Consider the following 25470-nt stretch of genomic DNA (forward strand, 5'->3'; position numbering starts at 1 on the left):
GCGCTAGTTTCGGTTACGGGTGACTTTAATAACGTCTGGCATCACGCGGATTTTGCGCATGATATTCGCCAGATGTACGCGATCGCGTGCGGTAAGGCGAATAAAGGTACTATAGACGCGACCATCTTTCTCTTCAGTATTCAGGCTTTGAATATTGGAGGTGGTGGTATTAATCGCCGCCGTCAGGTTAGCCAGCGCGCCCTGATGGTTAAACATTTCCACCTTGATTTCGGTAATGAATTCCTGCTCCGTCTCTTTGTCCCATTCGACCGCCATAAATTTCTCTGGCTCTTTCTGGTATCCACGGATATTACGGCAGGATTCGTGGTGGATCACCAGTCCTTTACCTGGGCTTACGTGAGCGATGATCGGGTCGCCTGGGATCGGACGACAACACTTCGCAAAGGTGATAAGCACGCCATCCGCGCCTTTAATCGGCAGGTGGCCGTGATTCGATTGCGCAACGGTCGGCACCACGGCTTCGCCTTGCTGCAGATTTTTCGCGACCACTACGCTCATCGCGTTGCCGAGACCGATTTCCGCCAGCAGATCGTCAAGCGTTGCCAGCTTCATACGATCCAATTCGCGCTGAATATTTTCCTGCGGAATTTCCGCCAGCTTACGACTGCCGCCTAAAGCATGGTTAAGCAGACGACGGCCCAGGCTTACGGAGTCATCACGTTTGAGGTTTTTCAGCAACTGACGAATTTTAGCGCGCGCTTTAGAGCTGACGACAAAGTTCAGCCAGGCGGCGTTGGGACGCGCGCCCGGCGCGGTAATAATTTCGACGGTCTGACCGCTGCTAAGCGGCTGCGACAGCGGATAAGGCTGGCGGTCGACACGCGCGCCGACGCAGGCGTGGCCGATGTCGGTATGCACTGCATAGGCAAAATCCACCGGCGTAGCGCCAGCGGGCAGTTCGACAATGCGCCCTTCCGGGGTGAAAACGTAAATCTCATCCGGGAAGAGATCGGATTTTACGCTTTCGATAAATTCAAACGAACTACCGGCGCTCTGTTGTAGCTCCAGCAGGCTCTGCATCCAGCGCTGGGCGCGGATCTGCGCCGTGGTGCTGGTCTCACCGTGTTCTTTATACGCCCAGTGCGCCGCGACCCCCATTTCCGCCATCTGATCCATATCTTCGGTACGGATCTGGACTTCAACAGGAACGCCGTGCGGGCCGATCATCGAGGTGTGCAAAGACTGATAGCCGTTCGCTTTGGGAATGGCAATATAGTCTTTCACCCGTCCCGGACGCGGCTTATAGAGACTGTGCATCTGGCCGAGTACGCGATAGCAGGTATCGGAGTCATGAACGATGACGCGGAAAGCGTAAATGTCCATGATCGAGTGAAAACGCTGCTCTTTGAGCACCATTTTGCAGTAGATCGAGTAAAGATGTTTTTCGCGACCGCTAACGCGACACGGAATTCCCGCCTCTTGCAAACGTCCTTCGATTTCAGAGAGGATTTTTTGGATCATCTCCTTACGGTTGCCGCGCGCCGCTTTTACCACTTCTTTGATGACGCGGTAACGATTGGGATACAGCGCTTCAAAGCCCAGCTCTTCCAGCTCGGTTTTGATGTGATGAATACCTAAACGGTGCGCCAGAGGACTGTAGATTTCCAGCGTTTCACGGGCAATACGACGACGTTTATCCGGGCGTAACGAGCCCAGCGTGCGCATGTTATGGGTACGGTCAGCAAGCTTAATGAGAATGACGCGGATATCCTGCACCATCGCCATAATCATTTTGCGAAAGTTTTCGGCCTGCGCCTCTTTCTTATCGCGGAACTTGAGCTTATCAAGTTTCGACACCCCCTCTACCAGCTCGGCAACGCTTTTACCGAAAAGCTGTTCCATGTCCTGATAGGTGGCGGGGGTATCTTCAATCACGTCATGCAGCAGAGCGGCCATCAACGTTTCGTAGTCGAGTTTCATCTCGGCCAGAATACAGGCCACCGCTACCGGGTGCGTGATATAGGGTTCACCGCTTGAACGTGTCTGGCCCTCGTGAGCGTCACGTGCAACGAGATACGCCTGCCGAAGACGCTTAATCTGGTCTTCCGGCAGGTAGGTTTGAATCAGTTGATTCAGGCTTTCAAACAGATACAAGGGCGACCCGCTTTGTGATTAACGACGACCTTCAGCAATAGCGGTAACGGCTTGTAATTCAGCGGCTTCCTGCTCTTGCTGTTCCTGGCGCTCGCGGACGTCGAGGATCTGGTTGTTAATCAGACCTTCTTCGATTTCGCGCAGCGCGATAACGGTAGTTTTATCGTTTTCTTCCGGTACCAGCGGATCCTTTCCGCCTACCTGCATCTGACGAGCGCGACGCGCGGCGACCAGTACCAGGTCAAAACGGTTACCAATTTTCTCTACAGCGTCCTGAACAGTTACGCGTGCCATACTTAAAATGCTCCACAGGTGAAGAAATGACTGGGCATGATACTGAAAGTGGGTTCAGTCTGCCAACAATTTGCTGATTAAAGCGTCATGACGCTGCTTTTGGCGGCTCATACGCAGACGTTCAGCGCGAATGATGGTTTTCAAGTCGCTTAACGCGGTATCAAAGTCGTCATTCACAATAAGATAATCATATTCGGCGTAATGGCTCATTTCTGCAACCGCTTGCGCCATTCGTTTGGCAATGACTTCTTCGCTATCTTGCCCGCGGCCGCGTAAACGGCGATCCAATTCGATCTTTGATGGCGGCAAAATAAAAATGCTGCGTGCTTGCGGCATCTTTTCGCGAATTTGCTGGGCGCCCTGCCAGTCGATATCCAGAAAAACATCAACGCCGGTTGCCAGCACTTGCTCAATGGTTTCGCGCGAAGTGCCGTAGTAATTGCCAAACACTTCCGCGTGCTCCAGAAACGCCTCCCTGCCAATCATGGTTTTAAACTCATCATGATTTACAAAGAAATAGTGCTCACCGTGCACTTCACCCGGACGCGGCGCGCGCGTGGTATGTGAAACGGAAACCTGAGTGTCATACAACGGTTGGGTTTTTAATAAAGCCTGAATCAGGCTGGATTTACCCGCGCCACTGGGGGCAGAAACAATATAAAGCGTACCTTGAGCCATGAGTATCTTACGTCTGTGATTATCGAAATAGAGCCTTGATACGGGCTTATTATACACATCGCCGTTATGCGACGTAGTCTTTGTCACACTTTTTGCGCCAGATTATTGCATTTTGCGTCCCTTTTTCCGCTTTTATCGCGTCGTTGCAGCAACCCACCAAAAAATCTGGAAAGCGGCTCGGATGATGCATTTTTACCTGTCGGTTTTTATTCACTAAAGCGCTATACCTGCCGGGCAATGTGCGCAGGAGGTCGTGATGAGATTATGGAAAAGTATGGCGTGGGGAATTTTATTGTGGCATTCGCAGAGTGGGGCGCTTTGCCCGGCCTGGCCGCCAGCAAGGGCCGCTGAAGAAATCACCCGTTTACAGCAACAGCTCGCTGACTGGAATGACATCTACTGGAAACAAGGTGTTAGCGCGGTTGACGATAGTGTGTACGACCAGCTCAGCGCAAGGCTGGTTCAGTGGCAACGCTGTGTTGGTCAGGATGTTTCATCTACTCCGGTTTCACCGCCGTTAAACGGTACAACAATGCACCCTGTTGCGCACACGGGCGTACGTAAACTCGCGGACCGACAGGCGGTAGAACAGTGGATGCGCGGGCGCAGCGAGCTTTGGGTACAGCCAAAAGTGGATGGCGTAGCGGTAACACTGGTTTATCAAAACGGTAAACTGACCAGGGCCATTAGCCGGGGTAACGGACTACAAGGCGAGGACTGGACGCCAAAAATTCGCCTGATCCCCTCTATACCGCAGACAACACAAGGCGCGCTAGCTAACGCGGTGTTGCAGGGCGAAATTTTTCTACAGCGCGAGGGGCATATCCAGCAACGGATGGGCGGGATGAATGCGCGCTCGAAAGCCGCAGGAATGTTAATGCGCCAGGATAACGCCTCCGCGCTAAATTCGTTGGGTATTTTTATTTGGGCGTGGCCGGACGGTCCGGCAAATATGCCCGAAAGATTAAGCCAACTTGCTAAGGCTGGATTCAGTCTGACGAAGAAATATTCCCTGGTGGTAAAAAATGCCAGCGAGGTCGAGCGGGCGCGCCAGTCATGGCTGACGTCAGCATTACCCTTTGTAACGGATGGCGTAGTGATACGCATGGCTAAAGAACCTGCGTCACAACACTGGCGACCCGGGCAGGGCGACTGGCTGGCAGCATGGAAATATCCGCCAGTAGCGCAGGTCGCGCAAGTGAGCGCTATTCAGTTCTCGGTGGGGAAAAGCGGCAAAATTACCGTAGTAGCGTCGCTTGTCCCCGTTATATTGGATGATAAGCGGGTTCAGCGGGTCAATATCGGTTCTGTGAAGCGTTGGGAAGCGTGGGATATCGCGCCGGGCGATCAGATCCTGGTGAGTCTGGCGGGGCAAGGCATTCCCCGGCTTGATGAGGTCGTCTGGCGGAGTTGTGAGCGGAGTAAGCCTGTACCGCCTGATAGCCATTTCAACTCGCTGACCTGCTTTTACGCGTCGGCAACGTGTCAGGAACAGTTTATCTCCAGGCTGGTATGGCTGGGGTCACGGTCGGCGTTGGGTCTGGACGGAATGGGTGAAGCCAGCTGGCGGGCCTTGCATCAGACGCATCGCTTTGAGCATATCTTCTCCTGGCTTACCCTGACGTCAGCGCAAATAGCCAACACGCCAGGCTTTGCTAAAGGAAAAAGCGAGCAGATATGGCGGCAATTTAACCTGGCGCGCCGGCAGTCGTTTACCCGCTGGATCATGGCGATGGATATCCCCTTAACGCAGGCTGCATTACAGGCCAGCGGCGATCGTTCATGGGAGCAGTTATTAATGCGAACAGAGCAACACTGGCGGCAGTTACCAGCGACGGGCGAGCGTCGTGCCGGGAGAGTCATCGACTGGCGGAATAATCCGCAGATCAAAACGCTGAGCAGATGGCTGGCTGCTCAGCATATTCCCGGATTTGGGTCTTAGTGCCCTTCATGGCGGTAATAAAATACCGGCAGGCCAAGTTTAAGACGTAGCGCTAATAACCTTGCTGTAAAGCCAAACAGTAGTGTAGAGATAACGACGACATCCGGATTCATGACGTAATGTTGCAGCGCAATATAGAGCACCGCCGAGGCGAACGAAATGCCGGCATATAGCTCTTTTTGAAACACCAGTGGAATGCGTTTGCAGAACATATCGCGGAGCACGCCGCCAAAGACGCCGGTAGTGACGGCGGCTACCACGGCGATAATTGGCCCTTCGCCCATATCAAGGGCTATCTGAGCGCCAATAATAGAGAAAACCACCAACCCCAGCGCGTCAAGTACCAGGAAAAGCTTGCGTAAATAGGGCATGACGGGGGCAACAATGGTGGTCAATACAGCGGCAGTCGCCACAATAATGACATATTCGGGATGCTTCACCCAACCCAGCGGATAGTGACCGAGCAGAATGTCGCGAACCGAGCCTCCACCAATGGCGGTGGCGGTAGCAATAATAATTACGCCGAATGTATCCATGCGACGACGACCCGCAGCGAGTGCGCCCGTCATGGCCTCGGCAGTGATGCCAATTAAATAAAGAACGTGCAACAGCATGATTTCCCCCTAATTTACTGGGGGCGAAGATTAACGATTTGTGCGTTGTATCACGATTGAGATTTTCTAAGGCATTACACGATTAATAAATTTTAGTAATGATTTTAAATTTATGATTAATAATTATTTATTATATATATCAATAAATTGAACATCACTTTTGTGATTTATTTTATGCGAGGTTTTTCTATTTTGACTTAGATAAATTACCTGAACGGCGCCCTGGACGCGCCGCCGGTGAGTCATTTCATTGTGGCTGCTGTGCGGTAAGCTGTGTGATGAAGCGCTGACGCGAGCGTTCCACATACTGTTGCAAGCCATTGGAATCAAAGAATGCCTGTGTATCGCCGTTGCGAAGTTGCTGTCGTTTCTCCAGTAGCCCGAAGCGGTCACCTTTGTTGGCAATAAAGATATCAACATGCTGGGCGGCCAGTGTCTTAAAGCTGCTCTGAATATCAGTAACCAGGTCAGGGTAATTTTTGTTGTTAATCAGCAGATAGTCGGGCGTGGCGAGACTATCTGCGTAAATTAGCGTCTTGCCGTTGCGAAGCGTTACGCGCCAGGAAGTTGAGCCGGGCAGATGTCCAGGCGTGAATAGTGCTGTCACGGTTATCCCTCCGAGGCTGATGCTTTCCTGGTTGTGGATAATTTTATCAGTGGTGACGGGCGGGAAGGGGAGCGCATCGCCAAGCGCAAAATCCTCTCGTCCACCCCTCGCCATCTGATCGGCGTTGGGTTGGCTGGCGACCAATTGTGCGCCGCTCCACGCTTTCAAACGTGCCATGCCCCCCGCTTGATCCAGCCGCGCATGGCTATTCAACAGATAGCGCACGTCTGTGAGGCGGAATCCTGCCGCTTCAATATTCGCTTTAATTTGCGGTGCGCTTTCATCCAACCCCGCATCAATAAGAATATGCCCTGCCGGAGTGGTCAGCAGAATAGAAGAGAGATTTTTCGTACCGACATACCACACGCCTTCTGTGATTTGAAACGGCTTTATAGGCTTAGCCCACGCTTTAAACAGTGATAACGGAGGCGCGGGTGATAACGGTTGTGAAGGATCTAATGCCGCCATGGCAGGAAGTGCTGATGTTGAAAATATACATACAAGGAATAATGCATAGCGATTCATAATGTTCTCCTGATTGAAGCGCCCGCAGTATACCTGGCAGTAATTTAGCCAGGTTCAATAAGAGAGACGTTTAATGAACTTGCTGCAAATGGATATGAACCTGTTAAAAGTACTGTATGTGCTGCTGGAGACGAGCTCTACGGGGAAAACGGCGCAAAAGCTGGCTTTATCGCCTTCTGCGGTAAGTCATGCGTTAATGAGATTGCGCGATGCGCTAAACGACCCGTTGTTTCGACGGGAAGGGAACCGCCAGATTGCTACGCCTTATGCGCAGGCGCTGCGTGACAAATTGGCGCCTGTGTTTGTTTCGCTTAATGAGGAGCTGTTTGGCGATAAAGAGAACGGCTCCCGTTGTTTCCGGGTGGTACTTCCTCCCGCATTGAACGCGCTGCTTACGCCCGTTCTCGCAGAGAAAGGTCATCTTCATCAGGCGGTGATCGAGTGCCTTCCTTTTGCCCGCCGACCCTGGCGTGATGAACTGTTGGATAGCTCGGTTGATTTGGTGCTGGCAATTGGCGACCATCAAAAGCAGGTCAGCGCTCTGCATTACGAGCGGGTGGGGACGACGCGTTTGATCGCGGTTTATGGCGCGCCATTGCGTTCACGTCTGGAGAATGCCGCAGCGTTGAATTTTGCTGATCTGCAGCATTATCAACACATTTACTGTTTGCCGTGGACAAAAGAGAACAACGAACTGGACAGGCAGCAGGCTCGTGCCGGGTTTGAACGTCCGCTGGCGTTTGTTTGTCATGATTACAGTCAACTTGCGCCTGCTGTCCAGTCGGCGCCGCTAATGGCGATTGTACCGTGCCCCTGGTATGAAAATTTATCCGATAAGCGCGGTCTTTTTGTCCTGCCGCTTGCCGGGGAGCAGGCGGAAGGCGCTATTTTTATGCAGTATCGGGCTTCAACGGTAGAGTGGAAGCGGCGCCTTATCGACGCTATTCGCCGGAAATTAAAAACGTACTACCGATAAACGCGAGAGCCCGCATAAGGCGGGCTCTGTGACATATTGAGCGCCAGAATTATTCAATATTCTGGATTTGCTCGCGCATTTGCTCGATCAACACTTTTAATTCAATAGCGGAGTTAGTTACATCAGCGTTGATGGATTTGGAGGCCAGGGTGTTCGACTCACGGTTAAATTCTTGCATCATGAAGTCCAGACGGCGACCTACCGCCTCTTTTTTCTTCAGAATGTTGTAAGTCTCTTTGACGTGCGCTTCCAGACGATCCAGCTCTTCCGCCACATCAATGCGCTGCGCCATCATCACCAGCTCTTGCTCCAGACGGTTGTTTTCCAACTGAACCTGAGCATCTTCCAGCTTCGCGACCAGGCGTTCACGCTGCCATTGCAGGATTTCCGGCATATGCGCGCGGACTTTCGCTACTTCGGCGCTGACGCCCTCCAGCCGTTGTTCAATCAGCGCTTTCAGCGCCTGGCCTTCCGTTTCGCGCGCGACGATAAAGTCATCCAGGGTACCGTCCAGCGCGGCTAAAATTTCTGCGGCAATCGCGTCCAGATCCTGCTCTTGCGCCGCCATGACACCTGGCCAGCGCAAAATATCAACCGGATTGATTTCCCCTTCGTCGCTCTGCATTTTGACCCAGTTTGCGGCGCTAACTAATTGTTTCGCGAGCTTTTCATTCAGAATAAGCTCGCCTTGCGCGCTGGCATCGGGTTCAAAACGCAGCATACATTCGACTTTGCCGCGCGTCAGGCGTGTACGAATGCGTTCGCGCACGACGGGTTCAAGACTACGGAACTGTTCCGGCAGACGAAAGTAAGTTTCCAGATAACGCTGGTTTACCGAGCGCATTTCCCAGGTCGCGCTACCCCATTCACCCTTGATTTCACGCCGGGCGTAGGCGGTCATACTGCGGATCATAGATGTTCCCGTTTTTAAAGGAGAGATGAGGGGATTATAGCTATCCAGGCCTTGTCAGGATAGGAATAACCATCGGAAGTCCGTATAATGCGCAGCCACATTCGTTTTAAGCCGGAGATCTCAATATGCGTCCAGCAGGCCGTAGCGCTAATCAGGTGCGTCCCGTAACCCTGACCCGTAACTATACAAAACACGCTGAAGGCTCGGTACTGGTCGAATTTGGAGATACCAAAGTGTTGTGCACTGCCTCCATTGAAGAGGGCGTTCCACGTTTTCTGAAAGGACAAGGCCAGGGGTGGATCACCGCAGAGTATGGCATGTTGCCTCGCGCTACCCATACCCGTAACGCGCGCGAAGCGGCAAAGGGTAAGCAGGGCGGTCGTACTATGGAAATTCAGCGTTTGATCGCGCGTGCGCTGCGTGCGGCGGTCGATCTGAAAACGCTCGGCGAATTTACCATTACGCTGGACTGCGATGTAATCCAGGCCGATGGCGGTACGCGTACAGCGTCTATTACCGGTGCCTGCGTGGCGTTGGCGGATGCGCTGAATAAATTGGTTGCCAACGGTAAGCTGAAAACCAATCCGATGAAAGGCATGGTGGCGGCGGTTTCCGTAGGCATCGTTAACGGCGAAGCGATCTGCGATCTGGAATATGTTGAAGATTCCGCCGCAGAAACCGACATGAACGTCGTGATGACTGAAGACGGCCGCATTATTGAAGTACAGGGTACCGCGGAAGGCGAGCCGTTCAGCCATGAAGAACTTCTCACTTTGTTGGCGCTGGCCCGAGGGGGAATTGAATCCATTGTGGCGACGCAGAAGGCGGCGTTAGAAAATTGATTTTAAGGCGACTGAAAAGTCGCCTTTTTTTTGTCCGTAAATTTCGTAAATGATGAAAGTAAGAAAAGGAGCGAATCCATGAAACCGTATCAGCGCCAGTTTATTGAGTTTGCGCTTAACAAGCAGGTACTAAAGTTTGGCGAGTTTACGCTGAAATCCGGGCGCAAAAGCCCCTATTTCTTCAACGCCGGGCTGTTTAATACCGGGCGCGACCTGGCGTTGTTAGGCCGTTTTTATGCCGAAGCGCTGGTGGATTCCGGTATTGAATTTGATCTGCTGTTTGGCCCCGCGTACAAAGGTATTCCGATCGCGACGACGACGGCGGTTGCGCTGGCGGAACATCACGATAAAGACCTGCCGTACTGCTTTAACCGCAAAGAGGCAAAAGATCATGGTGAAGGCGGGAGTCTGGTGGGCAGCGCGCTACAGGGCCGCGTGATGCTGGTGGATGACGTGATTACCGCAGGTACGGCGATTCGCGAGTCGATGGAGATTATTCAGGCGCACGGGGCTACGCTGGCTGGCGTACTGATTTCGTTGGATCGTCAGGAACGTGGCCGCGGCGAGATTTCCGCGATTCAGGAAGTGGAGCGCGACTATGGCTGTAAGGTTATCTCCATCATTACGCTGAAAGACCTGATTGCCTATCTGGAAGAAAAACCTGATATGGCTGAGCATCTGGCGGCTGTGCGAGCATACCGGGAAGAATTTGGCGTGTAAGCGAATTGCCCGGTGGCGCTTTACCGGGCTTATGTTTCTGTCGCCTGGATAAGGCGTGAGCCACTATCCAGCCAGCGTTACTGTAGCTGAGCGGCAATGAGCGGCCAGCGGGCGTCGAAATCGTCCGTTGGGCGGTATTTAAATTCGCTACGCACGAACCGTGAAAGCATACCTTCACAGAAGGCTAACAGCTGGCTTGCCAGCAGATTTTCATCCGTCGTGTAGCCTTCGCCTTCACGCATTCTTTTTTCTCGTAGCACCTGGCGGAGCTGCGCTTCGATGCGTTCAAAAAGCTGATTAATGCGCCCCTGCAGGCGATCCTGTTCAAACATCAGCGCGTGCCCGGTAAGAATGCGCGTCAGGCCAGGGTTGCGTTCGCCAAAACCCAGAATCAGCAACACAATCAGGCGCAAACGCGTGCTGGTGTTTTTTTCATCTTTTAAAATCAGATTGATACGGGTAATCAGACTATCTTCGATAAACTCAATCAGGCTATCGAACATGCGGGTCTTGCTGGGAAAATGGCGGTATAGCGCCGCTTCGGAAACGCCGACCGAGGCCGCCAGTTTTGCCGTCGTGATGCGTTGGCTTCCATCGCTGGATTCAAGCATCAGCGCCAGTGACTGAAGTATTTCTTCGCGACGATTCCTTTTCGCAGTTTGTTTTTCTGCCATGTTACAAAATACCCCTGAAAATAAGCACTTGCCAGGCGAGCACCCACGCTATAACCGCAAACTCAGCGCTTGCGGCAGTATTATGACGTTATGGGGATGCGTAAAATTTACTTACGGCCAGAATGACCGAAGCCGCCCTCGCCACGTTCGGTGGCGTCAAATGCTTCCACCAGATTAAATTCGGCCTGAACGACCGGAACAAACACCATTTGCGCGATACGTTCGCCCGGTTCAATGGTAAAACTGTCCTGACCACGGTTCCAGATCGAAACCATCAGTTGCCCCTGATAATCGGAATCAATCAGCCCGACCAGGTTGCCCAGCACGATACCATGTTTATGGCCCAGGCCCGAACGCGGCAACATGACTGCCGCCAGTGATGGATCGGCGATATGAATGGCCAGTCCGGTAGGTACCAACGTCGTTGCGCCAGGCGCCAGTTCTACGGCGTCGTCGAGACAGGCGCGCAGGTCAAGCCCGGCAGAACCAGAAGTAGCATAAGTCGGCAGCGGAAACTGCTGACCAACACGCGGGTCCAGAATCTTAACGTCGATTTTTTTCATCATAACGGGTCACGATCTCGTCGAGTAATAATTGGCCCAGGAGTTCTTTCCGCTCAAGCGGTAAGACTTTATCTCCATCCTGCCAGAAAAGGTGTAAAGCGTTTTTATCGCTATTAAATCCCTGATTTGAAAGAGAAACATCATTTGCACAAATCAGGTCAAGGTTCTTACGGATACGTTTTTGCCGGGCGTATTCTTCCACATTATTCGTTTCCGCGGCAAACCCAACAACGTAGGGGCGATTGTCACTGAGTGCGGCCACCCCGGCGACAATGTCCGGGTTTTTGACCATTTTTATTATTAATTCATCACGTTGCGCCGCCTGTTTTTTGATTTTTTCACTGGCAATAGTCTCTGCGCGATAGTCAGCCACGGCGGCGCAGCTAATGAAAATATGCTGCTGTTGAACGGCGGCCTGAACAGCGGCTTCCATGTCCAGCGCGGTTATGACATCAACCCGTTTTACAAAAGGCGGCGTCGGTAACGAAACGGGACCGGAGACCAGCGTGACATTTGCGCCGCGACGCGCGGCGGCCGCCGCAATAGCGAAGCCCATTTTACCGGAGCTGTGGTTGGAAATATAACGCACCGGGTCGAGCGGTTCGCGCGTCGGGCCTGCCGTAATCATGATATTAAGATGTCGCAGATCGTTGACGGCGGCGAAATGCGCGGCGGCCTTATCAACGATAACTAATGGGTCCAGCATTCGGCCTGGGCCTACGTCGCCGCACGCCTGACTGCCGCTATCCGGCCCCCAAATGAACAGGCCGCGAGAGGCGAGCACCTCCAGATTATGTTGCGTGGCGGCAGCGCGGTACATCTGTTGGTTCATGGCCGGAAGCACGGCCACCGGGGCTGGCGTCGCCAGGCAGATGGTGGAGACTAAATCATTAGCCATACCCGATGCTACACGGGCGATCAGATCGGCGGTCGCGGGAGCAAGAATCACCAGGTCGGCCCATTTCCCCAACTCGATATGCCCCATCGCGGCTTCGGCGGCAGGGTCAAGCAGACTGTCGGATACGGGATAGCCCGACACTGCCTGTAAGCTCAGGGGGGTAATAAAGGCTTTTGCCGCCTCGGTCATTGCCACGCGCACGTCAGCGCCGCGCTCACGTAAACGGCGCACCAGCTCCGGCGTTTTATACGCAGCGATACCGCCGCTAACGCCGAGAACAATTTTTTTACCGGCCAGGCTCATCATGTCTTTCCTGTTGGGTGACTTTGAAAGGCGGCTATTTTATCACAATCTCTACGGCGTCGTGTCTTTGCCTGCGCTCCACTTTGCGAGGCGCTACGCAAGAGCAAAATCGGGGCGTCGATCTCTCCCAAAGGCTGTGCCACTATGCCGCTTCCTTAAAAAAGGAGGTGCGCGTATGGATACGTTGGACGAATTATTACCGCGTGAAAAAATGCTCAGATCCGGCATTGCTTCCCTCAGCGACGTGGAGCTGCTGGCGCTTTTTTTACGTACCGGCACGCCGGGAAAAGATGTTATGACGTTGGCAAAAGAGATATTGCAGCACTTTGGGTCGCTGTATGGCCTGCTGTCGGCGGACTTTGCGCAGTTTCGCGGCGTAAACGGCATCGGCCTGGCGAAATTCGCGCAGTTGAAAGGCATTGCTGAGCTGGCAAGGCGCTATTACAGCGTGCGCATGAATGAGGAAAGTGCGTTGCTGAGTCCGGAAATGACGCGGGAATTTCTGCAAAGCCAACTGACGGGCGAAGAGCGTGAGATCTTTCTGGTGATCTTCCTTGATGCCCAGCACCGGGTGCTTCAGCACAGCCGCCTGTTTTCCGGCACGCTTAACCACGTAGAGGTGCATCCGCGTGAGATTGTTCGGGAAGCGATTAAACTCAATGCTTCAGCGGTCATTCTGGCGCATAACCACCCTTCAGGCTGCGCAGAGCCAAGTAAAGCAGATAAACTTATCACTGAGCGCGTGATAAAGTGTTGCCAGTTTATGGATATCCGGGTGCTCGATCACCTGATAATTGGGCGCGGAGAGTACGTTTCTTTTGCCGAACGCGGCTGGATTTAAGATTCTTTGCGCGATCCATCGGGATCTTTGTCTGTTCGGGACTTGAGCATATCGCCGGGTCAGCGTATACTACGCCACCTTTGAGAATCTCGGGTTTGGCATTTGGGCCTGGCAATCGAGAGTTCAATAGAACTGCGCGATGACCAGGCTGTAAAGCCTGACGAGGCGCCGATACCCCATACGAAGCTCGAGCTAATTTGATTTTTGGAGAATAGACATGTCCCGAGTCTGCCAAGTTACTGGCAAGCGTCCGGTGACCGGTAACAACCGTTCCCACGCACTGAACGCGACTAAACGCCGTTTCCTGCCTAACCTGCACTCTCACCGTTTCTGGGTTGAGAGCGAGAAGCGTTTTGTCACCCTGCGTGTATCTGCTAAAGGTATGCGTATCATCGATAAAAAAGGCATCGAAACAGTTCTGTCTGAACTGCGTGCCCGTGGCGAAAAGTACTAAGTACTAAGAGGAAATAAATCATGGCTAAAGGTATTCGTGAGAAAATCAAGCTGGTTTCTTCTGCTGGTACTGGTCACTTCTATACCACGACGAAGAACAAACGTACTAAGCCGGAAAAACTGGAACTGAAAAAATTCGATCCAGTTGTCCGTCAGCACGTGATCTACAAAGAAGCGAAAATCAAATAATTCTCGCTTTGATGTAACAAAAACCTCGCTTCGGCGGGGTTTTTTGTTTTCTGGCCGTCCCCATATTAATGAGACCTGCCACACAGCCGGAGACGTTATGCCTGAATTACCCGAAGTTGAAACCAGCCGCCGGGGTATTGAACCCCATTTAGTTGGCGCTACTATCCTGCACGCCCATATCCGTAACGGCCGTCTGCGCTGGCCGGTTTCAGATGAAATTTATCGTCTGAGCGATACACCCGTCCTTAGCGTTCAGCGTCGTGCTAAATATCTACTGCTGGAGCTGCCTGACGGCTGGATAATTATTCACCTGGGGATGTCGGGAAGCTTGCGGATACTGCCGGAAGCGCTGCCGGCGGAAAAGCACGACCATGTCGATTTGGTGATGAGCAACGGCAAAATTCTACGTTATACCGATCCTCGCCGCTTTGGCGCCTGGTTATGGACCAAAGAGCTGGAAGGGCATAACGTACTGGCGCATCTGGGACCGGAGCCGCTAAGCGATGAGTTTAATGGCGAATATTTGCGGCAGAAATGCGCGAAGAAGAAGACGGCGATTAAACCCTGGCTGATGGATAACAAGCTGGTGGTCGGCGTGGGGAATATCTACGCCAGCGAGTCGCTGTTTGCCGCTGGTATTTACCCTGACCGCTTGGCGTCGTCACTCTCGACAGAGGAGTGCGACCTGCTGGCACGGGTGATTAAAGCCGTTTTGCTGCGCTCTATTGAACAAGGCGGGACAACGCTGAAGGATTTTCTGCAAAGCGATGGGAAACCGGGCTATTTTGCGCAGGAGTTGCAGGTGTACGGGCGCAAAGGCGAGCCGTGTCGGGTATGCGGTACGCCGATAGTCGCAACGAAACACGCACAGCGTGCGACGTTCTATTGCCGTCACTGTCAGAAGTAAAACGCCAGGGCCGGCAAGGAAGGAAACTTATTTCAACTTATCCATTAGCGCCTGATGCACATTGTCCGGCAGAAAGTGGGTCACATCGCCCTGATGGCGTGCCACTTCTTTGACCAGCGACGATGAAATAAACGACCACTCTTTGGACGGCATCAGGAAAACGCTTTCCAGTTGCGGCATCAGATGGCGATTCATATGCGCCAACTGCATTTCATATTCAAAATCCGCCACCGCGCGCAGACCACGAATCAGGATATTCGCCTGTCTGTCGCGGGCGAAATTGGCCATCAGGTCGCTAAAGCCCACCACCTCTACGTTACCCAGGTGTGCGGTCGCTTTTTGCGCCAGCGCCACACGTTCGTCCAGGGTGAACATGGGTTTCTTGCCGGGGCTGGCGGCGATGGCCAGAATGACATGGTCGAACATCTGCGTTGCGCGCGTCACAATATCGAGATGACCGTTAGTAATCGGATCAAACGTACCTGGATAAATCGCCCGTTTTTGCATGACAGTCCTCAATGCGTTTTCGGTGGCAGATAAGGTTCCAGCAGTTGCAGCAGACGCTGGAGCGCGCCCTGATTTTGATACAGCACTTCAACTGCGTGACGTCCGTAGAAATTACGATAATCAGCGTCGGTCAGTAAAGAGGAAACTTCTTTTGCCAGCGTAGCCGCATCGGTAATCGTGATAAGTCCGCTCGCCTGCTCCAGACGGGCGCAAATATCTTTAAAGTTAAAGGTATGCGGACCCATCAGTACTGGAATCGCATGAGCGGCGGCCTCCAGCGGGTTATGACCGCCGCGTTCAACCAGCGAACCACCAACAAAGGCGAGATCGGCAATGCCATAGAGCAACATTAATTCGCCCATGGTATCGCCTACCACGACCTGAGTGCTGGCGGACGGTACTTCGCCCGAAGAGCGAGTGATGTAGCTTAACCCTGCCTGACGTACAAGATTGATAGCATCCGGGAAACGCTCCGGATGGCGGGGCACCAGAATCAGTAATAAATTCGGGAATTGATGTAATAACGCCTGGTGAGCGGCGATAACGATACTCTCTTCGCCATCGTGGGTGCTGGTGGCAATCCAGACCGGACGGTGCGGCGCCCACTGGCGGCGTAGCGTAACGGCTTTAGCCGCCAGCTGCGGCGTAACTGAAATATCAAATTTCAGACTGCCGGTGACCGTGACCTGATTGTTCTTCGCGCCCAATGCCACAAAGCGTTCGCCATCTTCTTCGTTTTGCGCGGCAATCAGGGTGATACGGCGCAGGAGCGTACGGACAAACTTGCCAAGCTTCGCATAACCCGCGGCGGAGCGGGCGGAAAGCCGCGCATTAGCGATAACCAGCGGAATATGACGTTTGTGCAGCGCAGCAATCAGATTTGGCCAGAGCTCAGTCTCCATGATCAATACCAGCTTAGGATCAACCTTATTGAGGAAACGATTGAGCGCATCGGGCAAATCATAAGGCAAGTAAACGTGCTGAACATCGTTGCCAAAGGCGGACTGGACGCGCTCCGAGCCGGTCGGCGTCATGGTCGTTACGGTAATAGGCAGATCGGGATAGCGATGACGTAGAGCGCGGACCAATGGGATGGCCGCCAGAGTTTCGCCCACCGAGACGGAATGCAGCATGATTCCGCCCGGTTTCAACGGACGGCGGTAGAATCCGTAGCGTTCACCCCAGCGCTTACGATAGGCCGGCGCTTTACGTCCACGCACCCAAAGCCGTATCCAGATCAGAGGCTGAATAAGGTAGAGAAGAGCGGTGTAAAGCAATTCGAGCATAGTAAATAGCTGACTTATGGATGTGCTGGGGATTCTATGTATTTAGCCTGGGCTTTACCATTACTTTTCCCATTTTTGCGCCAAATTGGCTCAGAAGCGAGGATTCCAGGCGCTGAACCCCATTATTTTTGCATTTTTACGCAATCCATTGAAATTTGCCGCCCTTGTCGCCCCAGACAATGGGAATGACCATTCACAAGAGAGGGATAAATTAATATCTCTTTGAATTTATGATTAAAAAAATGATTGTGTATAAAAATTATTCGTATCGGATTGCTGCGAAAGAAGTGTTACACTAGCGCATCTAAAATGAGTGCGGTATTAGCCATCGGGTTGCTGTGAAGCCTGGGGCGGTAGCGTGCTTTTTTCTGCTTATTTATCCGGACAATTTCAACCAAAGAGTCGCTTGTGGAAAAGCCATTTCGAAGAATTCTGATTATAAAAATGCGTTTTCATGGAGACATGTTACTTACCACCCCTGTCATCAGCACGCTGAAGCAGAATTATCCCGATGCAAAAATCGATGTGCTTCTTTACCAGAACACTATACCGATATTGTCGGAAAATCCGGAGATTAATGCACTCTACGGCATCAGTAACAAAGGCGCAGGAACAAAAGAGAAGATCAAAAACGCGCTATCGTTAATCAAAAAATTGCGTGCTAACTCGTATGATCTGGTCGTCAATCTCACCGATCAGTGGAGCGTGGCGCTTATTGTGCGTTTTTTAAACGCAAAAATAAAAATCTCGCAGGATTTCGGTAATCGTCAGTCTGCTTTATGGAAAAAGAGCTTTACGCATTTAGTACCTTATGCGGGAGAACATGCTGTTGAGCGCACATTATCCGCGCTAAAGCCGTTAGCGCTAAAACAGTATGTCACGGAAACCACCATGAGCTATCGCCCGGAACATTGGGAAAACATGCGACAACAGCTCAAACAACTTGGTGTGACCCGACAATATGTTGTTATTCAGCCTACGGCACGGCAGCTATTTAAGTGCTGGGATAATGATAAATTCTCGCAGGTTATTGATGCCGTGCAGCGCCGCGGTTATCAGGTTGTACTGACGTCAGGCCCGGCCGCAGACGAGATGGCCTGCGTGGATGCTATTGCACGCGGCTGTGAGACAAAACCGGTTACTGGTCTGGCGGGTAAAACTCGCTTTCCTGAATTGGGCGCATTGATTGACCATGCGGATCTCTTTATCGGCGTTGATTCGGCCCCCGGTCATATTGCCGCAGCAGTCAAAACGCCGGTCATTTGTCTTTTTGGCGCGACGGATCATGTATTCTGGCGTCCCTGGACCGACGACATCATTCAGTTTTGGGCAGGAAATTATCAGCCGATGCCTGAACGGCATGAGCTTGATCGTAATAAAAAATACCTTTCCGTGATTCCGGCTGAAGATGTTATCGCCGCGACGGAAAAAATGCTGCCGCATGAGGCACGCCCCATAGATTTGGACAGCCTGCTATGAGAGTTGCCTTTTGCTTATATAAATATTTTCCTTTTGGCGGTCTGCAGCGTGATTTTATGCGTATTGCTCAAACCGTGGCGGCGCGAGGTCATCAGGTTCGTGTTTATACTCAGTCATGGGAAGGGGAATGCCCGGATAACTTTGAATTAATCCGCGTGCCGGTTAAATCCCGGACGAACCACGGTCGTAACGCAGAATATTATGCCTGGGTGCAACACCATTTGCGCGACCACCCTGTCGATCGGGTGGTTGGATTCAATAAGATGCCGGGCCTTGATGTGTATTACGCCGCAGACGTGTGTTACGCCGAAAAAGTCGCACAGGAAAAAGGATTTTTCTATCGCCTGACATCACGCTATCGGCATTATGCTGCTTTTGAACGCGCCACGTTTGAACACGGCAAGCCGACGCAACTATTAATGCTGACGAATAAGCAGATTGCTGACTTCCAAAAACATTATCAGACTGAAGCGGAGCGTTTCCATATTCTTCCTCCGGGGATTTACCCGGACAGAAAATATAGCCAACAGATCCCAAACAGTCGTCAAATTTATCGTCAGAAAAATGGTATCTCAGAACAGCAAAAATTACTGTTGCAAGTAGGGTCTGACTTTACCCGTAAAGGTGTGGATCGCTCTATTGAAGCGCTGGCATCGCTACCCGAATCTTTACGGCAAAATACGGTGCTCTATGTTGTCGGGCAGGATAAGCCGAAGAAGTTTGCAGCACTGGCTGAAAGAAGCGGCGTCGGCACGAATGTGCATTTTTTCTCCGGACGTAATGATATCGCGGAGTTAATGGCGGCAGCCGACCTTTTACTGCATCCAGCCTATCAGGAAGCTGCAGGTATTGTTTTGCTGGAAGCCATTACTGCTGGTTTGCCGGTGCTGACAACTGCGGTGTGCGGTTATGCACATTATATTGTGGATGCCAACTGTGGCGAAGCGATGACTGAACCATTCCGTCAGGATACGCTAAATGAGGTTTTACTCAAAGCGCTGACACAGCCTTCCTTACGCAACGCCTGGGCTGAAAATGCGCGGTATTATGCTGATACCCAGGATTTATACAGCTTACCGGAGAAGGCCGCAGATATTATTACAGGTGATTTAGATGGTTGAGCTGAAAGCGCCGTTAACCACACTATGGCGCGGTAAAGATGCTTTTGAGGAAGTGAAAACGTTACAGGGCGAAGTGTTCAGAGAGCTGGAGACGCGTCGAACATTGCGGTTTGAGCTGGACGGCAAAAGTTACTTCCTGAAGTGGCATAAAGGCACTTCGCTGAAAGAAATTGTGAAGAACCTGATTTCGTTACGTATGCCTGTTCTGGGCGCTGACAGAGAATGGCACGCCATTCATCGTCTACATGAGCTGGGCGTTGATACGATGCACGGCGTTGGTTTTGGTGAAAAAGGCGTAAACCCGCTAACCAGAACATCATTTATTATCACCGAAGATTTAACGCCCACCATTAGCCTTGAAGACTACTGTGCTGACTGGGCTGTTAATCCACCGGACGCGCAGGTGAAGTGGATGATCATTAAGCGTGTTGCGACTATGGTACGTAAAATGCACGCCGGGGGAATTAACCATCGCGACTGTTATATTTGCCACTTTCTTCTGCATTTACCTTTCACTGGTCGCGAAGAGGATTTAAAAATCTCCGTAATTGACCTGCATCGCGCGCAGATACGTCAGCACGTTCCCCTTCGCTGGCGTGACAAAGATTTAATTGGGCTTTATTTTTCTTCAATGAATATTGGCCTGACTCAGCGAGATATATTCCGGTTTATGCGTGAGTATTTCTCTCTCCCCCTGCGAGAGATTTTGCAAAAAGAATCGGGGTTGATTCATCAGGCAGATGTTAAAGCCGCTCGAATTAAAGAAAGGACAATAAGAAAAAATCTGTAATTATAATAATTATGCACTCAGTGAGTAATTTATGAGTGAGACAAGGATAGACAGAATGTCTAACATTAAAAGTTATATTTCAAACCAAAAAAACATAATTCAACATGATGATTTTTTTGGAGGAAGACTGGACATTGCTCTTTGCTTTGATCATGGTTTTATAATGCCAGCAGGTGTGGCAATATATTCCATTATCGAAAATAATAAAGATATTGACTACGCCTTAAAGCAAAAAGAGAGATGTCAGGTAAAAATTACTCTATAGGGTTATATTACTATTTTTGCTATTTAATATCTAAAGTCTTTAGATTAAGGTTTTAACTCTGGGGTATATATGAAAATAGCTTTTATTGGCGAAGCGGTATCCGGTTTTGGAGGGATGGAAACCGTTATTAGCAACGTTATCCATACGTTTGAAAATAGCTCTCCGAAAATCAACTGTGAAATGTTTTTCTTTTGTCGTAATGACAAAATGGATAAAGCATGGCTAAAAGAGATTAAATATGCGCAATCATTTTCAAATATAAAATTAAGTTTTCTTCGTCGAGCTAAGCATGTTTATAATTTTAGTCAGTGGCTGAAAGAAACGTCACCGGATATTGTGATATGTATTGATGTCATCTCATGTCTTTATGCCAATAAAGCACGAAAGAAAAGTGGTAAACAGTTTACTATTTTCTCGTGGCCGCATTTTTCGCTCGACCATAAAAAACATGCAGAATGTATAACGTACGCGGATTATCATCTGGCCATCAGTAGTGGTATTAAAGAACAGATGATGGCACGGGGTATCTCAGCGCAAGATATTAGCGTCGTTTATAATCCTGTCTCTATTAAAACAATCATTGTGCCGCCGCCTGAGCGCGATAAACCCGCTGTATTTCTCTATGTAGGGCGTCTTAAATTTGAAGGGCAGAAAAGAGTTAAAGATCTATTTGATGGCTTAGCTCGTACGACAGGGGAATGGCAGCTACATATTATTGGTGATGGCTCAGATTTTGAAAAGTGCCAGGCCTATAGTCGGGAGCTTGGTATTGAGCAGCGTGTGATCTGGTATAGTTGGCAAAGCGCGCCGTGGCAAGTCGTACAGCAAAAAATAAAAAATGTCACCGCGTTACTACTTACCTCTGCATTTGAGGGATTTCCTATGACCCTGCTGGAAGCAATGTCATATGGAATTCCGTGTATTAGTTCTGATTGTATGTCTGGCCCGCGCGATATGATTAAACCCGGTTTGAATGGTGAGCTTTACACCCCGGGGGCTATAGATGATTTTGTAGGGCATCTTAATCGCGTTATTTCTGGTGAAATAAAATATCAGCATGATATTATTCCCGGCACGATTGAGCGATTTTACGATGTGCTATATTTTAAAAATTTTAATAATGCGATATTCTCGAAATTACAAAAGTGATCACTATGAGCAGAAAATATTTTGAAGAAGAAGTCATTCAACAGACTTTAGATTATAACTATGCACAACATAGTGATGCTAATAAATTTAATATAGCTTATGGGATTGATAAAAACTTTCTTTTTGGCTGTGGTGTCTCTATTGCATCGGTTCTCATTGCTAACCGTGAGAAGGCGTTAGCTTTCCATGTTTTTACCGATTTCTTTGGCCCTGAAGATCAGCAGCGATTTGATGCATTAGCAAAACAGTACGCTACGCAGATTGTTGTTTATCTCATTGACTGTGAGCGATTAAAATCGCTACCCAGTACCAAAAACTGGACCTATGCAACATACTTTAGATTCATTATTGCCGACTATTTTTCAGATAAAACAGATAGAGTGCTTTATCTGGATGCAGATATTGCATGTAAGGGAAGTATTCAGGAACTTATTGATCTTAATTTCGCTGAAAATGAGATTGCGGCGGTTGTTGCTGAAGGCGAGTTGGAGTGGTGGACTAAGCGCTCGGTTAGCCTGGCAACGCCTGGGCTGGTTTCTGGCTATTTTAATGCCGGTTTTATTTTAATTAACATACCTCTTTGGACCGCAGAAAATATCTCTAAGAAAGCGATTGAAATGCTAAAAGATCCGGAGGTAGTACAGCGCATAACGCACCTTGATCAGGATGTATTAAATATATTGTTAGTGAATAAAGCGCGTTTTGTTGATAAAAAATTTAATACACAATTTAGTCTTAACTATGAATTAAAAGATTCAGTTATTAATCCAGTCGATGCTGAGACTGTATTTGTTCATTATATCGGACCAACGAAGCCCTGGCATAGTTGGGGGGCTTACCCTGTGTCACAATATTTTTTACAGGCTAAGAGCAACTCACCATGGTCTCATTGTGCACTTTTAAATCCAGTGACTAGCCATCAGTTACGTTATGCGGCAAAGCATATGTTTAATCAGAAGCATTATACTTCGGGTATAAATTATTATATAGCCTACTTTAAACGTAAACTTCTTGAATAAAACCCATAGGTGATGTAATGGATTCATTTCCTGAGATAGAAATAGCTGAATATAAAATTTTTGATGAAAGTAATAATAATAATGATGATAACGTATTAAACATTTCTTATGGCGTTGATGAAAACTATCTTGATGGTGTGGGGGTGTCAATTGCTTCAGTTGTACTAAACAATAATATCCCGCTCGCTTTTCACATTATTTGTGATTCATACTCTCCGTGTTTTGTAAAATATATAGAGCGTTTAGCCGTACAGCATCACATAAAAATTTCTCTTTATCTTATTAAAGTAGAAAGCCTTGAGGTATTGCCTCAAACTAAAGTATGGTCGAGAGCAATGTATTTTCGTTTATTCGCTTTCGATTATCTCAGCAAGAAGGTAAACACACTACTTTATTTGGATGCCGATGTTGTATGCAAAGGATCTTTGCAAGATCTTTTACAGCTTGATCTGACAGAGAAGATCGCTGCGGTCGTAAAAGATGTTGATTCCATCCAGAATAAGGTAAATGAGAGATTAAGCGCTTTTAATTTACAAGGTGGTTATTTTAACTCCGGCGTGGTTTTTGTTAACCTGAAATTATGGAAAGAGAATGCCTTAACCAAAAAGGCATTTTTACTTTTGGCAGGTAAAGAGGCTGACTCTTTTAAATATCCCGATCAGGATGTTTTGAATATTCTCCTACAGGATAAAGTCATTTTTCTACCGCGACCGTATAATACTATTTATACTATTAAAAGTGAGTTGAAAGATAAGTCACATAAAAAATATAGCAATATAATTAATGATAATACTATTTTAATTCATTATACGGGCGCTACAAAACCATGGCATGCCTGGGCAAATTATCCTTCAGTTATCTATTATAAAAATGCACGACTGAACTCGCCCTGGAAAGATTTTCCCGCAAAAGATGCGCGTACCATAGTCGAATTTAAGAAGCGATATAAACATCTTCTCGTGCAAGGTCATTATTTTAAAGGCCTTCTGGCTGGAAGCGCATATCTTTATCGTAAACTTTTCCACAAATAATTCCCCTCCCTAAATCTCCATTATGATTATTGAAAAAAAGATTAAAAACTATACCGTCTTTGTCAAAAAAGACGGTGAAAAATACATTGGGATATTCAAAGATTTTCTATCTTATAATCATCAGGTTATTAAAGTCTTCCGTAATATAGAAGATACAAAAGTTGTATTGATTAATACAGACTACGGAAAATATATTCTCAAAGTATTTAGCCCAAAAGTAAAAAATACTGAACGCTTTTTTAAATCGTTAGTAAAAGGGGATTACTACGAAAAGCTTTTTCATCAGACAGATCGTGTGCGGCGTGAAGGGTTTGCGGCGCTTAATGATTTTTACCTGCTGGCGGAAATTAAAACATTACGCTATGTAAAAACATACGTGATGATAATTGAGTATATTGAAGGTATTGAACTTGTTGATATGCCAGAAATTTCTGACGAGGTGAGAGGGAAAATCAAACAGTCGATATATTCTCTGCATCAACATGGTATGGTTTCGGGCGATCCCCATAAAGGTAACTTTATCCTGCAAGGCAATGAGATCAGAATTATCGATTTGTCCGGAAAAAGACCTTCCAGACAACGAAAAGCAAAGGATCGTATTGATTTAGAAAGACATTATGGTATCAAAAATAATGTGAGAGATATCGGATTTTACTTATTGATTTATAAGAAAAAACTTCGAAATTTCTTGCGTCGTATTAAGGGTAAGGAAAAGCGCTGATCAATGTAGCACGTTTGGTTTAATTTAAGGGGCTGACTGACTTTTATTTGCTGCAGCGTTATGACATACTTGAGAGAATTTGAGATGTAATATTAGTTATTGAATATAACATTTATTTATAGGTTGCATGATAAACATACGAGTTTTTTATGGGCAGCGTTAACTTCATAACTCACGCCGATGTTCTGCAACTTATTGCGAAAAGAACGGCTGAAGATTGTATTATTTTTCTTTCTGGTCCTACGTCCAGAAAGACGCCGCTGTCCTTGTTACGAATGAAAGATGTCATTGCAGTCAATGGTTCTGTTCAATATTTGTTAAACAATAACGTCAAGCCATTTTTGTACCTTCTGACGGATGTTCGCTTCCTCCATCGTCGGCGCGAAGATTTTTATAACTTTAGCCGTAACAGTCAGTTTACTATCGTCAATCTTGATGTGTACGAACAGGCTTCAGTGGATGATCAAAAATATATTGAAGAAAACTGTTTAATTATTCGCTCCTTTTATCGCCGAGAAAAAGGGGGCTTTTTAAAGAAAATTAAATTTAATATCCTCAAGCGGGTTCATAAAGCATTACTTATTTCAGTTCCTCTTTCGAAAAGAGGACGACTGGCTGGATTTTGCAAGGATATCAGCATCGGGTATTGCTCTTGTCATACTATTGCTTATACCGCTATTCAGGTTGCCTATTCCCTCAAGTATGGCCGTATTATATGTTCTGGGCTTGACTTAACAGGAAGTTGCCCACGTTTCTATGACGAATCTACCAGCCCTATGCCATCTGAGCTTAGTAAAGATCTGTTTAAAATACTGCCATTTTTTACTTTTATGAGAAAAAATGTGAGTGATTTAAATATCTTTAATTTATCAGATGATACTGCAATTCATTACGATATTATTCCATATATTACAGCCTCGGAACTTGAGGATGAAATATATTACGATAAAATTGTCTAGACACTAGATAAATCATTATTTTGCGTTGCTTCGGCACGCATTTCTTTTTCTATAACATTTCTTTTTCTATAAAGTTAACTATTCTGGAT

The 25470-nt window shown here is 48.7% G+C and carries 28 protein-coding genes; 17 read left to right on the top strand and 11 right to left on the bottom strand.

What is annotated here, in order from left to right; all coding sequences use genetic code 11:
• Nucleotides 1-3: 3 nt before the first annotated feature.
• Genes spoT through gmk form a run of 3 tightly spaced genes read right to left on the bottom strand, consistent with a single transcriptional unit; the run spans nt 4 to nt 3087 of the window.
• Nucleotides 4-2115 (bottom strand): bifunctional GTP diphosphokinase/guanosine-3',5'-bis pyrophosphate 3'-pyrophosphohydrolase, encoded by a 2112-nt coding sequence (gene spoT / locus J4650_RS14265; RefSeq protein WP_000280481.1) that lies wholly within the window; start codon nt 2113-2115, stop codon nt 4-6.
• An 18-nt stretch (nt 2116-2133) separates the two neighbouring features.
• On the bottom strand, nt 2134-2409 hold the full coding sequence (rpoZ, locus tag J4650_RS14270; protein WP_000135058.1) for a DNA-directed RNA polymerase subunit omega: 276 nt from the start codon (nt 2407-2409) through the stop codon (nt 2134-2136).
• A 54-nt stretch (nt 2410-2463) separates the two neighbouring features.
• Nucleotides 2464-3087: a guanylate kinase gene (gene gmk, locus J4650_RS14275; protein WP_000046966.1), complete on the bottom strand. Its 624-nt coding sequence runs from the start codon at nt 3085-3087 to the stop codon at nt 2464-2466.
• Nucleotides 3088-3343: 256 nt separating this feature from the next.
• Between gmk and ligB the strand changes: the two genes are divergently transcribed.
• On the top strand, nt 3344-5029 hold the full coding sequence (gene ligB, locus J4650_RS14280) for an NAD-dependent DNA ligase LigB (RefSeq protein ID WP_001241845.1): 1686 nt from the start codon (nt 3344-3346) through the stop codon (nt 5027-5029).
• On the opposite strand, the gene J4650_RS14285 is transcribed toward ligB, so the two are convergent.
• Entirely contained in the window at nt 5026-5643 is a 618-nt protein-coding gene (locus J4650_RS14285; protein WP_000924334.1) for a trimeric intracellular cation channel family protein, read from the bottom strand. The two genes, ligB and J4650_RS14285, sit on opposite strands and share 4 nt — an antisense overlap.
• A gap of 247 nt (nt 5644-5890) precedes the next feature.
• Complete coding sequence (locus tag J4650_RS14290; protein ID WP_001082980.1) at nt 5891-6775, bottom strand: HARLDQ motif MBL-fold protein; 885 nt, start codon at nt 6773-6775, stop codon at nt 5891-5893.
• 73 nt (nt 6776-6848) lie between these two features.
• Here J4650_RS14290 and J4650_RS14295 point away from each other — a divergent pair, with 73 nt between their 5' ends.
• On the top strand, nt 6849-7751 hold the full coding sequence (locus J4650_RS14295) for a LysR family transcriptional regulator (RefSeq protein WP_001050860.1): 903 nt from the start codon (nt 6849-6851) through the stop codon (nt 7749-7751).
• A gap of 49 nt (nt 7752-7800) precedes the next feature.
• On the opposite strand, the gene J4650_RS14300 is transcribed toward J4650_RS14295, so the two are convergent.
• Nucleotides 7801-8664 (bottom strand): YicC/YloC family endoribonuclease, encoded by an 864-nt coding sequence (locus J4650_RS14300; protein WP_000621352.1) that lies wholly within the window; start codon nt 8662-8664, stop codon nt 7801-7803.
• Between the two features lie 125 nt (nt 8665-8789).
• Between J4650_RS14300 and rph the strand changes: the two genes are divergently transcribed.
• Entirely contained in the window at nt 8790-9506 is a 717-nt protein-coding gene (gene rph, locus J4650_RS14305) for a ribonuclease PH (protein ID WP_001247078.1), read from the top strand.
• Nucleotides 9507-9584: 78 nt separating this feature from the next.
• Nucleotides 9585-10226, top strand: coding sequence for an orotate phosphoribosyltransferase (gene pyrE, locus J4650_RS14310; protein ID WP_000806167.1), 642 nt, complete (start codon nt 9585-9587; stop codon nt 10224-10226).
• 77 nt (nt 10227-10303) lie between these two features.
• Here pyrE and slmA read toward each other — a convergent pair whose 3' ends face one another.
• From slmA to coaBC, 3 genes are all read right to left on the bottom strand, one after another.
• Nucleotides 10304-10900 (bottom strand): nucleoid occlusion factor SlmA, encoded by a 597-nt coding sequence (gene slmA / locus J4650_RS14315; protein ID WP_000818607.1) that lies wholly within the window; start codon nt 10898-10900, stop codon nt 10304-10306.
• Nucleotides 10901-11007: 107 nt separating this feature from the next.
• Nucleotides 11008-11466, bottom strand: coding sequence for a dUTP diphosphatase (gene dut / locus J4650_RS14320; RefSeq protein WP_000976078.1), 459 nt, complete (start codon nt 11464-11466; stop codon nt 11008-11010).
• Entirely contained in the window at nt 11444-12664 is a 1221-nt protein-coding gene (gene coaBC / locus J4650_RS14325) for a bifunctional phosphopantothenoylcysteine decarboxylase/phosphopantothenate--cysteine ligase CoaBC (RefSeq protein ID WP_023993463.1), read from the bottom strand. Before coaBC ends, dut begins: the two co-directional genes overlap by 23 nt.
• 175 nt (nt 12665-12839) lie before the next feature.
• On the opposite strand from coaBC, the gene radC reads away from it, so the two are divergent.
• The 4 genes from radC to mutM all read left to right on the top strand — a co-directional run bounded on the left by radC (nt 12840) and on the right by mutM (nt 15054).
• Entirely contained in the window at nt 12840-13505 is a 666-nt protein-coding gene (gene radC, locus J4650_RS14330; protein WP_000380129.1) for a DNA repair protein RadC, read from the top strand.
• Nucleotides 13506-13722: 217 nt separating this feature from the next.
• On the top strand, nt 13723-13959 hold the full coding sequence (rpmB, locus tag J4650_RS14335; RefSeq protein ID WP_001519051.1) for a 50S ribosomal protein L28: 237 nt from the start codon (nt 13723-13725) through the stop codon (nt 13957-13959).
• A 20-nt stretch (nt 13960-13979) separates the two neighbouring features.
• Entirely contained in the window at nt 13980-14147 is a 168-nt protein-coding gene (gene rpmG / locus J4650_RS14340; RefSeq protein ID WP_001051798.1) for a 50S ribosomal protein L33, read from the top strand.
• Between the two features lie 97 nt (nt 14148-14244).
• Entirely contained in the window at nt 14245-15054 is an 810-nt protein-coding gene (gene mutM, locus J4650_RS14345) for a bifunctional DNA-formamidopyrimidine glycosylase/DNA-(apurinic or apyrimidinic site) lyase (RefSeq protein ID WP_023993464.1), read from the top strand.
• 27 nt (nt 15055-15081) lie between these two features.
• Here mutM and coaD read toward each other — a convergent pair whose 3' ends face one another.
• Together coaD and waaA are read right to left on the bottom strand one after the other, a co-directional pair.
• Nucleotides 15082-15561 (bottom strand): pantetheine-phosphate adenylyltransferase, encoded by a 480-nt coding sequence (gene coaD, locus J4650_RS14350; protein ID WP_001171884.1) that lies wholly within the window; start codon nt 15559-15561, stop codon nt 15082-15084.
• 8 nt (nt 15562-15569) lie between these two features.
• Nucleotides 15570-16847 (bottom strand): lipid IV(A) 3-deoxy-D-manno-octulosonic acid transferase, encoded by a 1278-nt coding sequence (waaA, locus tag J4650_RS14355; RefSeq protein ID WP_023993465.1) that lies wholly within the window; start codon nt 16845-16847, stop codon nt 15570-15572.
• Between the two features lie 408 nt (nt 16848-17255).
• Here waaA and rfaQ point away from each other — a divergent pair, with 408 nt between their 5' ends.
• The 9 genes from rfaQ (at nt 17256) to waaZ (ending at nt 25381) form a co-directional block, all read left to right on the top strand.
• Entirely contained in the window at nt 17256-18326 is a 1071-nt protein-coding gene (gene rfaQ / locus J4650_RS14360; protein WP_001522125.1) for a lipopolysaccharide core heptosyltransferase RfaQ, read from the top strand.
• Nucleotides 18323-19447, top strand: a complete 1125-nt coding sequence (locus J4650_RS14365) for a glycosyltransferase family 4 protein (RefSeq protein WP_023993466.1) — start codon at nt 18323-18325, stop codon at nt 19445-19447. The genes rfaQ and J4650_RS14365 overlap by 4 nt, the downstream gene beginning before the upstream one ends.
• Complete coding sequence (gene rfaP / locus J4650_RS14370) at nt 19440-20237, top strand: lipopolysaccharide core heptose(I) kinase RfaP (protein ID WP_000229825.1); 798 nt, start codon at nt 19440-19442, stop codon at nt 20235-20237. Before J4650_RS14365 ends, rfaP begins: the two co-directional genes overlap by 8 nt.
• Before the next feature lie 55 nt (nt 20238-20292).
• The gene (locus J4650_RS14375) at nt 20293-20502 is read left to right on the top strand and encodes a glycosyltransferase family 8 protein (protein WP_000065390.1); all 210 of its coding nucleotides are present in this window, start codon (nt 20293-20295) and stop codon (nt 20500-20502) included.
• 69 nt (nt 20503-20571) lie between these two features.
• Nucleotides 20572-21651, top strand: coding sequence for a lipopolysaccharide 1,6-galactosyltransferase (waaB, locus tag J4650_RS14380; RefSeq protein ID WP_023993467.1), 1080 nt, complete (start codon nt 20572-20574; stop codon nt 21649-21651).
• Nucleotides 21652-21656: 5 nt separating this feature from the next.
• A complete protein-coding gene (gene waaO / locus J4650_RS14385; RefSeq protein ID WP_023193300.1) occupies nt 21657-22670 on the top strand; it encodes a lipopolysaccharide 3-alpha-galactosyltransferase in 1014 nt (337 codons plus the stop codon).
• Nucleotides 22671-22687: 17 nt separating this feature from the next.
• Nucleotides 22688-23701 carry a lipopolysaccharide 1,2-glucosyltransferase RfaJ gene (rfaJ, locus tag J4650_RS14390; protein ID WP_023993468.1) on the top strand — a complete coding sequence of 338 codons (1014 nt, stop codon included), beginning with the start codon at nt 22688-22690 and terminating at the stop codon, nt 23699-23701.
• 22 nt (nt 23702-23723) lie between these two features.
• Nucleotides 23724-24422: a lipopolysaccharide core heptose(II) kinase RfaY gene (gene rfaY, locus J4650_RS14395; protein WP_000582811.1), complete on the top strand. Its 699-nt coding sequence runs from the start codon at nt 23724-23726 to the stop codon at nt 24420-24422.
• Between the two features lie 149 nt (nt 24423-24571).
• On the top strand, nt 24572-25381 hold the full coding sequence (gene waaZ / locus J4650_RS14400; RefSeq protein WP_000536017.1) for a 3-deoxy-D-manno-oct-2-ulosonate III transferase WaaZ: 810 nt from the start codon (nt 24572-24574) through the stop codon (nt 25379-25381).
• Nucleotides 25382-25470 lie beyond the last annotated feature (89 nt).

The sequence above is a fragment of the Salmonella sp. 32120201201600049SM genome (genome assembly GCF_017572835.1).
GTDB classification, from domain to species: domain Bacteria; phylum Pseudomonadota; class Gammaproteobacteria; order Enterobacterales; family Enterobacteriaceae; genus Salmonella; species Salmonella enterica.